This is a genomic window from Nitrospira sp. (genome assembly GCA_037045225.1).
Lineage (GTDB): Bacteria > Nitrospirota > Nitrospiria > Nitrospirales > Nitrospiraceae > Nitrospira_A.
Map to the genome: position 1 here is coordinate 1,708,054 of JBAOHZ010000009.1, position 11,733 is coordinate 1,719,786.

General features: G+C 59.3%; 12 protein-coding genes. 2 read left to right on the forward strand and 10 right to left on the reverse strand.

Features of this window, described 5'->3' with window-relative positions:
• Positions 1–102 precede the first annotated feature (102 nt).
• Entirely contained in the window at positions 103–438 is a 336-nt protein-coding gene (locus V9G17_08750; protein ID MEI2752678.1) for a hypothetical protein, read from the forward strand.
• A gap of 105 nt (positions 439–543) precedes the next feature.
• Here V9G17_08750 and V9G17_08755 read toward each other — a convergent pair whose 3' ends face one another.
• The 3 genes from V9G17_08755 to V9G17_08765 form a co-directional block, all read right to left on the reverse strand.
• Entirely contained in the window at positions 544–1,023 is a 480-nt protein-coding gene (locus V9G17_08755; protein ID MEI2752679.1) for a hypothetical protein, read from the reverse strand.
• Between the two features lie 273 nt (positions 1,024–1,296).
• Positions 1,297–2,871: a fused MFS/spermidine synthase gene (locus V9G17_08760; GenBank protein ID MEI2752680.1), complete on the reverse strand. Its 1,575-nt coding sequence runs from the start codon at positions 2,869–2,871 to the stop codon at positions 1,297–1,299.
• Positions 2,872–2,935: 64 nt separating this feature from the next.
• Positions 2,936–3,346, reverse strand: a complete 411-nt coding sequence (locus V9G17_08765; protein MEI2752681.1) for a CBS domain-containing protein — start codon at positions 3,344–3,346, stop codon at positions 2,936–2,938.
• Positions 3,347–3,539: 193 nt separating this feature from the next.
• On the opposite strand from V9G17_08765, the gene V9G17_08770 reads away from it, so the two are divergent.
• Positions 3,540–4,859, forward strand: coding sequence for a UDP-glucose/GDP-mannose dehydrogenase family protein (locus V9G17_08770; protein ID MEI2752682.1), 1,320 nt, complete (start codon positions 3,540–3,542; stop codon positions 4,857–4,859).
• Between the two features lie 21 nt (positions 4,860–4,880).
• Here the strand turns inward: V9G17_08770 and V9G17_08775 are convergent, their stop codons facing one another.
• From V9G17_08775 to V9G17_08805, 7 genes are all read right to left on the reverse strand, one after another.
• Positions 4,881–5,591, reverse strand: a complete 711-nt coding sequence (locus V9G17_08775; protein ID MEI2752683.1) for a HEAT repeat domain-containing protein — start codon at positions 5,589–5,591, stop codon at positions 4,881–4,883.
• 20 nt (positions 5,592–5,611) lie between these two features.
• Positions 5,612–6,373, reverse strand: a complete 762-nt coding sequence (locus V9G17_08780; GenBank protein ID MEI2752684.1) for a HEAT repeat domain-containing protein — start codon at positions 6,371–6,373, stop codon at positions 5,612–5,614.
• The gene (locus V9G17_08785) at positions 6,366–7,466 is read right to left on the reverse strand and encodes a HEAT repeat domain-containing protein (protein MEI2752685.1); all 1,101 of its coding nucleotides are present in this window, start codon (positions 7,464–7,466) and stop codon (positions 6,366–6,368) included. Before V9G17_08785 ends, V9G17_08780 begins: the two co-directional genes overlap by 8 nt.
• 92 nt (positions 7,467–7,558) lie before the next feature.
• Entirely contained in the window at positions 7,559–8,641 is a 1,083-nt protein-coding gene (locus V9G17_08790) for a HEAT repeat domain-containing protein (protein ID MEI2752686.1), read from the reverse strand.
• Between the two features lie 188 nt (positions 8,642–8,829).
• Complete coding sequence (locus V9G17_08795; GenBank protein MEI2752687.1) at positions 8,830–10,200, reverse strand: HEAT repeat domain-containing protein; 1,371 nt, start codon at positions 10,198–10,200, stop codon at positions 8,830–8,832.
• Positions 10,181–10,672, reverse strand: coding sequence for a hypothetical protein (locus tag V9G17_08800; GenBank protein MEI2752688.1), 492 nt, complete (start codon positions 10,670–10,672; stop codon positions 10,181–10,183). Before V9G17_08800 ends, V9G17_08795 begins: the two co-directional genes overlap by 20 nt.
• A 7-nt stretch (positions 10,673–10,679) precedes the next feature.
• Positions 10,680–11,711 carry an alkaline phosphatase family protein gene (locus V9G17_08805; GenBank protein ID MEI2752689.1) on the reverse strand — a complete coding sequence of 344 codons (1,032 nt, stop codon included), beginning with the start codon at positions 11,709–11,711 and terminating at the stop codon, positions 10,680–10,682.
• Positions 11,712–11,733 lie beyond the last annotated feature (22 nt).

Sequence of the window (11,733 nt, forward strand, 5' to 3'; positions counted from 1 at the left end):
CTGTAGACTTTAAGAGATGTGCGGCCTGCGCAGGCCAATTCCCCTTCTATCCTGGCCTCGCTGCATTCCGCCTCTTCGCCACCCTCTCAACGGGAGGTGCATATGACACGCGTGACTCTCCTGCTCCTATTCGGCCTCCTCGCCATAGCTTCGCTTCCCATCCAAGCCATCGCCGAAACGGGAGATATCGGCACCATCATAGAAAGCTTCGTGGCGAAACAATTCCCGGATGCCACCAACCACTTCTGGATCGTGAACGACACACAATGGGACGGTGACGAAATGATCGTGGACATGAACGCGATTGTGACGGAACAGCGGCAGGCAGCCCCTATAGCAAGCCGCTTCTTGCTCCTGATTGTGGCAGGTAGACTGAAGGGTATTCAGAGCATCCCCCTGGACGCTGCAGCCGAATGCCATCCGGAGCAGGAAGCCTAGGAAATAAACATTTCCGCGCCATCAACCAGCAGGCGCTCGATACAACAACGCCCCATCTGCATCACTGCAGATGGGGCGTTGCACTATCGTCACTTCAAACGTCGATTACTTAATCATCAGGATCTTGCCACCGACATGGGCCGGGTGCAGATGACAGCGGTAGATCAACGTGTTCCCCTGCGTGGCATAGAACATGTCACTGGTGGGAACGCCGATGTACTTGGTTTCACCCGGCTTCAACACCACTTCAGCCTTCATCACAAACGGCGAACCCGAGTTGGCGGCATCGGTCATTTGGAACCCATGCTCCGCGGTAGAACTGTTCGTGACCTTCAACACGACCGGACGGCCCGGACGAACTTTAAAGTCGATCACGGTGACAGGCGGATACCACGCCTTCATGTTGCCGATTTCAACGGCGTACAATTCCGCGTCCACGATCAATTCCTTAAACGGCTGACCGACGACGGAACCGGTATCCAAATCACCGATTTCGACACCGCCAGCTTGCAGCGCATACGCGCCAGATGCCCCAGCCACCAGCATGACCAGGCCAAAAAAAACTGCTACCATCGTCTTACCCATGACCTACCTCCTTAAAGAGATTAAGAAGAGATGCGATTAGGTTGGTGAATAATGACCACCGCGCTCTGAACCATCCGCTAGACACTCCGCCCAGGAGGCTAGCCTCCACTACTCAAAAATGTCCTACATAATAGGCTGATGAGGGACACCTTATAGCATAGGGATTAAAAAGGAAGCAAGAAAGTTCTTGGCGGTTCATTCAGACCGCTCTCCAAAAAAATTCCTGCTGTCACGGAAAGAGAATCACCATATTTAATTTATTATTTCATACGCTTACGGCAACACCTTTCCATCAGGAGACATTTCTGCCGCATGCGATCCGATCAGCAAATCGTACGGCGTATAGTCGTCAGTCAAGGTCAAGCCTGGCAACCAGGGCTGAACGCGTCGCGCCGCTAACAAAGCCGTTGCTTCAGGTGGCAGCCGGCGAGCTTCGACCTGCGATTGAATACGGGTCACTACCTCGCCATACGGCATTCTATCGATGGGCCCGCCGCCGAAAAAAATCAAATTCTCCGCCGTGGTTTGATGCGCCCGCCATGGCCCCTTCACGCCAAAAGACTCGATCGTAGGAAACGCCGTCTTCAACGTTTGCACAACCGCGTTCGCGCGCTGAAGATCCCCACCCTCGCCGGACGACGCCAGATTGAGCGCCAATACCCCATTGGGATTCAGCCGACTCCGGAGTTCCGAGAAGAACTCTACCGTGGTCAAATGAAATGGAATGAGATGTCGAGCAAACGCATCGACCCAGATGACGTCGTACGTTACCTTCGTATCGCGCAAAAACACACGAGCATCTTTGACGAAGACATGATGGTTAGCAGGGGGGTGATACTCAAAATATTCCTCGGCCATCCTAACAACGGCCGGGTCGAACTCCACGACATCCAATTCGAGCTCCGGCCAGACCTGCGCCAACCACTTGGCAAGCGATCCACCACCATGCCCCAGAATGAGTCCCCGTTTGGGCTCCGGAGCCAATGCCACTGCCGCCACCATGAGTTGACTGTACGGAAGGAAGAGCGTGGTCGGGTCGGACCGCCACATCACTGCGTGCCAGGTGCGATCAAGGACCAGGTAGCGAAACAGATCGTCGTCGCGAACGCGTACCTGCTGATACGGACTATCCTCCTGATGCACCAACCCGGCAACGGGAGGCGCCTGCCCAAACAATTGCCAACTCAGCATGAGCAGGCCGGTCAGGAACACACCCGTCATTTTCGAGATCTTTCCACTCCCCTGCTGCAGCCACAACAAACCAAGCAACAGCTGGAGCATTCCCAAAGAAGCCACGAGTGTCTGGGTCCCCAACCAGGAGAGGAGAAAAAAGGCCGTGCCCCAGGTCCCGGCCAGACTCCCGACAGTGGACAGCGCGATCATGCTGCCGGTGTGGCGACCGAGATACCCCATGTCGACAACGGCTAATCGAAGCAATGCCGGCATGACGCCGCTCAACCCAAACGCCGGGGGCGCCAGCAAGACGCAGGCCGCAAGGCTGGGGCCCCATCGCGGGTCCTCGATGAGCGTAGCAACCTTGAAGATCGCGGCCTGGCCCATCCAGGACATCAGCACCGTCCAGGCCCCGGAACCAAGCAGGAGCCACGCAAGTACCGCCGCAACTCGATACCGATCCGACGCCCAGCCGCCGAAGGCGTACCCCGAACTCATGGCCGCCAGGATGATTCCGATTAATGCCCCCCAGACAAACAGAGAATTTCCGAAGACCGGGGCCAGCAAACGGCTTCCAAGAATTTCCAGCGCCATGACAATAGCACCGGTCACGAGTGCCGTGATGAGCAAAAAGAGGCGTGGAGTGGAGGGCGCAGCGGATCCCTGTGGCATCATCAACAAGGGACCAGAGGGCCGCGTGAAACACACCGGCGATGCTGAAGGCGGCGGCGCACCATCATTACATCGCTCCCCAATTCTTGAAATAGCGCAACAGATCGCGCACCGAAATCATGCCCACCGCCCGACCCTCTTCCGTAATCACGAGGTGCCGGATCCCCCGCTCAGCCATCACATCACTCGCCTCGTGCGCGGACTGGGCAATATCGATCGTCATCAGAGGTGTACTCATCACCGAACGGGCCCTCACCTGCTCAGCGGCTGCCCCGCTAGCCATGCCCTTACGAACAAGGTCGGCCTCACTGACGATGCCCACGTAGTCGCCATGATCAGCAACGAGCATCGCCCCGACACGGGCATCACGCAGCTGCCGGGCGACGGCCAAAAGCGTGTCATCGGGATGCACGGTCCTGGTGATGGGACGCATCATCATCGCTAGTGGTCGTTGAACGGACCCGCCCAAACCTGCCATGTGCCAGCCGCTCCTTCAAAGAGGGCCGAATTCTACTGGAAGTACGCAGCAATCTGCAATTCGCCCCCGCCCCGCCCGCCGGTTAAAACCTGCGATATGAATTGCTCACTTTCGTACGCGTTGCTATACTACCAACTCTACACAGATACTCACCCAGAGTTTCCACGGCTTACCTTCAGGAGGAGATGCTTCCATGCATATCAGTGTGATTGGAACGGGTTATGTCGGCCTAGTCACCGGTGCCTGCTTCGCGGAATTCGGCGTGAACGTCACGTGTATGGACACCGATGCGCGCCGCATCGCCAGACTTGAGAAGGGAGAAGTACCCTTTTTTGAACCGGGAATCACCGAACTCGTCGCCAAAGGCATCAAAGAAGACCGCCTGCATTTCACCACCGATGTCGCCAAGGCCGTCGACAAGGCGCTGGCCATCTTCATTGCCGTGGGGACCCCCCCGAAATCAGACGGATCAGCCGACTTGTCCTATGTCGAGGAAGTGGGACGGGGCATCGCGAAGAACATGACCGGCTACAAAGTCATTGTCACAAAATCCACAGTCCCCGTCGGGACCGGCGAGAAGCTCCGCGAAGTCATCAAGGCCAACCAAACCGGCCGCTTCCGTTTCGACATCGTCTCCAATCCTGAATTCCTGCGCGAGGGGTCGGCCATCGAAGACTTTATGCGCCCCAACCGTGTCGTGATCGGCGCGGACAGTGAACAGGCCGTGGCGATCATGCAAGACCTCTATCGTCCGCTGTACCTCCTGGAAACTCCGATCGTCGTGACTGACATTCCGACCGCAGAGATGATCAAGTACGCCTCCAACGCGTTTCTCGCCGTCAAAATTTCCTTCATCAACGAAATCGCCACGGTCTGTGAAAAAGTGGGCGCCGACGTGCAGATGGTCTCCAAGGGAATGGGCCTCGACAATCGCATCGGGAACAAATTTCTGCATGCCGGACCTGGATTCGGAGGTTCGTGTTTCCCGAAAGACCTGGCGGCACTCGTCCAGACCGGTGAGCGTGTGGGCTACCCGTTTCAGATCGCAGGGGCTGCCGCCAAGGTGAACTACGAACAGCATTTGCGGATGGTCGAAAAGGTGAAAGAGGCCTGCGGCGACGTGAAGGGAAAAACGCTCGGCGTATTGGGCCTGTCGTTCAAGCCCAACACCAACGATATGCGGGAAGCCCCGTCCCTGACAATCTTAAGCGAACTTATGAAGGCAGGGGCGACGATTCGCGCCTATGACCCAGCCTCAATGGAGGAGTCGACGAAACTCCTGCCGGGAATGGTGCCCTGTCAGGATACCTACGACGTCGCGGAAGGCGCCGACGGCCTGATCATCATGACCGAATGGAACCAGTTCAGAAACCTTGATTTCGATCGGCTGAAGAAATCCATGCGGCAACCGCTGTTGCTGGATCTCCGCAATACCTACGAGTCGGACCGCGTGGTTGGCTTTGGATTCCGCCACGTCTCGGTCGGTCGCCCCACGAAAAATCCGGCCGCCTAACCGGCGGCCGGACGGCCCACACTAACTGAGCAGCTTGGCAGGCTCGGCCTGAGCGCCCTCTTTGGCCTTCGGCTTATAGCCCATCCGATCGAGCACCTTCATGATCCGGGTCTTCAGCCGGTCATCGGCATCCGCCAAGGCCGTGGCAAGGGGCTCGACGGCCGGCTTTCCGATCTTCCGAATAATCTCCGTGGCCGACTGGCGCACATCATCTTCCTCAGAAGCCAACAACGGCACGAGTGACGAGACGGCGATTCCGCCGATCTTGATCAAGGAATCGTAGGCTCGCTGCCGCACATCGCCCACCTCATCGGTCAGGGCCTCAACCAGCGGCAGAACGGCGCGCGGATCTTTCAATTCACCCAACACTTCCGCCGCATATTTTCGATTGAGCCAATGCGAATCCTTGAGATCGATCAACATGGCATCGGCTTTGGCCGCATTCGGGTCTTTCGCCCGGATCCGGAAGCTCTTCGCAATGCGCTTGCCGCCTTCTTCCACGACACGGATCGTCGCGCCATCGCCAGGCTTGATCTTGAGGAAATCTTCGAGGGCCTCGTCACCGACATCCAACACCACGGTCTTGCCGTCGTACGCAAGCAGCTCCACCTCCAACTGCTTGGCCTCAGGATTGACGGCCACCACCCGTTCCGTCACCAGGTTGAACCCGTCCTTCTTGGTGCCGCCCTTTGGTCCGATCTGAATCAGCTTTGCCGGTGCTTCTTCTGCCATAGTAGAGTTCCTTTATCGGGTTATGACGAGGTCGCCTGTTTCCATCCCAAACTTGCAAGGACACCTTCGACGGTTTCCTGCACCATCGTATTTTCATCTTCCAGGAGGGGAAGCAATGGCTCGATGGCCTGCTTCGCCCCCAAGCGCGCCAACGACTCGGCGGCATTTCGACGCACGAGCCAGTCCTCATCCTGAAGGGACTGGATCAACGCATCGGCGCTACGCGGATCACCGATCTTGCCGAGCGCTTCCGCGGCATGACGCCGCACCATCCAATTGGGGCCCAGAAGTCCGCCGATCAGCGCATCGACGGCCCTGGTATCACCGATCTTTTTCAACACCCGCGCCACGTCTTCACGCACCGTGCCGTCGCCGAGTGCCTCGATCAATCCCGGCGTCGCACGGGAGTCGCCGATCCGTTCCAGGGCCCAGACGGCCGCCGTCCGGACGGCTCCGTCCTTGTCTTTCAGGGCCACCATGAGGGGATCGACCGCACGCGAATCGCGAAAACGCCCCAGCGCATTCGCCGCCTGCTCGCGAATCGCCCATTCATCGTCGGTCAACGCCTCCAGCATCTGATCGAACGCCACAGGCCCGATCCGCACCACGGCCGTCGCGGCCGCTTCACGAATCACCACGTCTTCATCGGCCATCAGGCCGATCAGTTGCGGAACGGCCTCGATGCCCATCTGCCCAAGGCTCGCCATCGCATGGTCCCGCAACGCTTCGTTGTCATCGCGAAGCGCGGAGATTAATTGTGCAATTCGCTCGGCATCACTCATGATCGTCCGATTCCTCCTGTCCGACCGGCTGTTCGCCTTCAAGCGCGGCAAGTTTGTCTGCGATGAGGCCCGCGCTGTACGACACGATGCCGTCCCGGTCGGTCCGCAACCGGTTGAACAGCTCGTTATACGGACGCAAGACCTCGACATCCTTGATTTTCGCCAAGGCCTCAATCGCCATCACACGCAAAGGCCTGATCGGGATTGCCTCAATATACAATTGCGCCGGACGCGGGTCCCCGATGAGCCCCAGCGACTTCACGGCATACTCTTTCACTCCGGTATCCTTATCCAACTGAAGCCGCTTCATCAACGGCTCGACCGCGCGCACATCCCCAATCTTTCCCAGCAAATCTGCGGCCGCTTCCCGCACCACCCAATCGTCATCTTCCAGATACTCAATCAGAATTTCGACCGAGGGTCGCCCGATCCCCAGCAAATCCATGACCGTGGACATGCGGGCTTCTTCACGTTCGCTCGCCCCCTCCACGTCGCGCAAAGCATTAAACGTCGCATCGATCCGGTCTCGAATCGCCCCCAGCTTCTTCAGTGTCCGCACCGCGGTGTCACGCACCGCAGGGGACGACATGGCATCGATCAAGCCGTCCGCCGAGCGCGGATCCAGCAAATGTTCCAGGATCATCGCTGCAGTCGTCTGCGCTTCAACCTCCGGATGGGTCAACATCTCGCACAGGGGAGTGATCGCATTGGGGATCACGCCCAGGAGTTGCCGAACCCGATTGCGCACATCCTCATCCGGAGACTCGTGGAGGTTGCGTACCAGACCTGCGGCAGTCTCGTCATCCAGGTTGCCGGCCATCTGCTCAAGAGCTGCAAAGGCGGCTTGCCGGACGGTCTCTTCAGAATCCCGAAGCAACCCGACCAACGACAGTCCGGCTGCAGGATCCTTGATCCGCGACAACATCGCCGCCGCTTCAGCTCGGAGGGCCACATCGCCCGTTTCCAACGCCTGCGTCAACGCCTGCACCGCCCGAGGTCCACCGGCCAAGCAGGCCGCCGTCGCCCGCATACGCCGCCACTCTTCCTCGTGGGTGAGTTCAGAAACCAGTGTATCGATACTTTCCTTGGACATGTTTCTCGTTCGCGAGTGCGAGGTTTTCTGATTCGGTGAGTGCCGGGGCTGACTACCCGCAGCGACATCACCCATCACGAACTCTTTCCCTATCAGACCCGCCCTGGACGCCAACCAACAGCCGTCAACGTCTCTCGAACGTGATACCGAATATTTTCGTCCTGCTCCTTGGCCAGCATCGGCAACAACGACGGAATCACCGCCGGTCCGAACTTGGTCAACGCCGCAGCCGCCTCCGACCTCGTAATGGTATTGCGCAAGGCCACGATGAGAGACGGTATGGCCACTCCGTCGGCAATCATGCCCAACGCACGAGCCGCCATCCCCATGGTCGCCATCTCGTCCGTCCACCCATCGGCACAGGGAGTGGCCGTGTCGCGAGGCTCGCCCAGCGGTACCCCCTCCACCACCCGCCGAAGCAGAGGCACGGCACGAGGGTCGCCGATATGGCCGAGCGCCTCGACGGCCAACAGCCGCAACCCCGGCTCCTTCATGACCGTCACCAGATAATCGACCGCCCGCGCATCCCGAATCGCACCCAAGGCCCGCACCACATCTTCGCGAATCGCCGAGTCCCGCTCATTAAACAGCGCGCGCAGCAACGGATCGACCGAGTCCGGAGACTTCAGCTTCCCCAACGCCTCCACCGCATGGAGGCGAACCAACCATTCATCGTGCTCCAGGGCTTGGATCAACCCCAACACGGCGGCGGCACCGATGGCGGCCAGCGCACCGGAGGCCTCCTCGCGAACAGCCTTGACCTTGTCCTGCAAAAGCGGCATCAAGACGTTGACGGCTTCCGGATCGCCGATCCGTCCCAGCCCCTTCGCGGCATGCATACGCACGATCCAATCGCGACTACCCAGGGCCTCGACCAACGGGCGAAACACCCGCGCATCGGCAATCGAGGCCAAGATGGCCGAAGCCGCTTCCTGCACCTGCAACGCCGGATCCGCCAAACAGGTGGCCAACGCAGGGACCGACGCGGAGCCAAGCGAGGAGAGCGACCCGATCGCGGCCTCACGGACAGCCCGATCGGAATCACGGAGCATCTTTGTCAGTGGCAGAACAGCCCGAGCGTCATTGAGCTCGCCCAGCAGGGTCGCAGCCTCTTCTCGAATCGCCCAATCTTCGTCCGACAACGCTGCGATCTGTTCAGTGACAGTGTCGGCCATGGTACCTCGGCCTCTGGTGAGGCCATCGACCTTCACACAGAATTTTTTAGGGGGTCACCGCGGGGTCGGCCGGGCAACCTGACATCGAAGCGCCCTCCGCACCGCCCTTCCACACAGAAAGGCACAGCCGGTAGGACCGCCGGAGATACTCGTTCCGAGACAGAAATCCCGGGCGAGAAAACCGGAGATTACCGCACCGATCCTTTGGCAAAATCTCCGCTCGGACCAAACCGGCCGATATCGCCCAGGGGGCGGTCGACGCGAAGATTATCGGCTTGGCTGGAGTCTACCGACGTTTCTTCATCCGGAGGCGTCCACCCAAGGTGCTCCAACGTTTCAACGACGAGTAACCGCAAAGAATCTTTCGCCGTCAGCCGGACGGATGCGTAGGAAAGGACGCGTTCACCTTCGGCCTCCACTTCCGAAGCCTTGGGATCGTAGAGAAAGGAGATCAGCGGTTCGATGGCGGAGTCACCGATTAACACCAACGCCGCCGCCGCTTTCTCACGTAACACCCCGTCCTTCAACAGCATGATGAGATCCGGAATGACGCGTGGGTCGCGGAAATGACCGAGCGCCGTCGCGGCCGCCTCCTTGATAAATGCGTCTTCACTGACGATGCACCCGGGGGTCGGAGTGCCGTCCTGACGCACACCCTTTCCCTTGAGGGCGGCTAAGACGGCAGGAAGGGCGCGAGGATCACCGATCATACCCAGCGACGCAATGGCATGGCGCTTCACCGCCCCGTCCTTCATCGCTTCCAGCAATCCATCGATGGCACGAGGATCGCCGATCATACCCAGCGCAATCGTGGCATCTTCGCGCACCGCGCGATCGGGATCTTTCAACGCCTCGATCAAGGCATCGACGACACGCGGCTCCTGCACCCAGCTCCGGCCGATTTGATAGTCCGTCGTCATGCCGCCCAATGCACGAGCCGCATGACAACGCACGACGAAATCTTTGTCCTTCAATGTCTCGAGCAACAAATCGACGGAGGGTTGCCCGATCGCCACCAGGGCAATGCCGGCGGTTTCACGCACGATCTTGGATGAATCACGGAATAGTTTTACCAGCGCGGGAATGGCTTTCGGATCGCCGATTTTTCCCAGCGCTTCCGCGGCGGCACTCTTCACGGCTCCGTCGCGATCCCGGCAGGCAAAGACCAGCGCATCGACGGCGCGCGAATCATGGAGATCCCCGTAGGCCTTGGCCGCATGCTCCCGAACCCGCCACCGCTCATCCTTCATCGCGGCAAGCAGCCGATCCAGCTGGCCCACGCCAAGCGAGACCACGGCCGCGACCGCTTCGTTGCGAACTTCCATGATCGGGTCGTTGAAGAGTACGATCAGCGCTTCGATCGCCTTCGGGCCGCCGATCTTGGCCACGCCCCATCCGGCACGAGTCCGCACAGACCAAAACTCATCGCTGCAAGCGCCAATGAGCGCATCCAGCGTGGCCGGATTCGCTAACTCGGCGAGAGCCTTCGCCGCCTCTTCACGCGTGGCGTCGTCCGCATCTTCGAGGGAATCCAGCAGATCATCGAGTGCCTGTGCCATCACCCACCTCACTATTCCCGTAATAGGCATCACGTTGACCGCCATGGGGATAGGTGCGTTTGCACCGTACCACCAGGGTCTGAGTCCCGCGGCCCTCCACACATTGATCGAGTGACTTGGAGTATTCCAGTTTCCCGTCCAAACTCACCGTGAAGGGAAAGTCGAAGGTAAAACTGATGAACTTGTATTGTCCCGGCTTGAGCTTCAGCTCGCGCGTTTCGGTTGTCCGGTAGGCATCCGAGGTCTCCGGGTCCAAGACCCAGAGCGGCGGCGTCACGCCAGGAATCTGCCACCAGGATTGCGGCACCAACGGAGTCGGATCGATGGTAATCGGATGCTCTTTGCCGTACGCAGGGGGAGGACCGGCCGCCAAGAGCCGTCCCGATTGCCCAACCAACAGTACGCACGCCAGCGCGAGGATCCAGAAGTACACCTGCCGTCCGGCGAATCCTCTGTGCGATGATGAATGCATCGGTCCTCTATTGCAGGAGTGGACTGACAGGAGCAGCCACGAACGCGGTCTTGAAGATTTCTTCGACCGGGTGACTCTCCCATTCGGTATAGGTCGTGAGGCCGAGCGCGCGCATCACCGTCGCGCCCGTATCGATAATCGACATCGGCTGGCGAATCGTATGCCCAGCCTTGATACCGACGCCGGAGGCAATCCATGGCACCACCGGAACATTACTCGCCTGCTCACCCGAGACTTCGCCGGCCGAGAATTGCGTCTCTCCAAATGCGCTCAGCGAGGTGGCGAACACCGTGGTCTGCTTGATCAAACCATGTTCCCGGTATAAATCGAGCACCGTCCCCATTGCTTTATCAACCGTCTTGAGTGCGTCTTTGTACGCAGCCGACTTCCAACCCTGCGCCTCCCCGACGCGCCCTGGAGTCGGCAAATGGACCACGAGAAGATGCGGCAACGACGGAATGGCATGACCGTAACCAGACCCACTCGTCGCCTTCTTGAAATAATCCCGGACATAACCGATCAACCGGTCAGGATTACATTCGGCCCGCAGCGGACCACACATTTGATAGTCCGTGTAGGGCTCCGGCTTCGCAAGTTGATACAACGACTCATCCATATAGAAAATGGCACTGTCCCGGCCGCCGCTCAGGTCCAGATAATCAAACACTGTCGGCGCGCGGGGATATCCACGACTAAATTCAAACACGTTCCACGTGATCCCGTGTTTGGCGACCGGCATGCCCGTCACCAGCGATGCCATCGTCGGCAACCGGCGCGCAGGCGCCACCGCCATGGCAGACCAGGTCACAGCCCCGTCCTTCACAAGGGACGACAAGACCGGCATCGCACCACTCTTAAGCGATTCCTGGCCCAACCCTTCCAACACGAAGAGAATGACGTGCTCCGTGGTACCGACCTGAGCGGGAGTTGCCGCTTCGCCCCCACCGCGTGCCGCAAACGCAACGGATTGGGACGAGGGCGCCCCGAGTGCCAGACCCAGGCCGACGACCATGCAGAAGGCCGCCGTGATTGTGATCATACTGCGGATACGACTCATAACC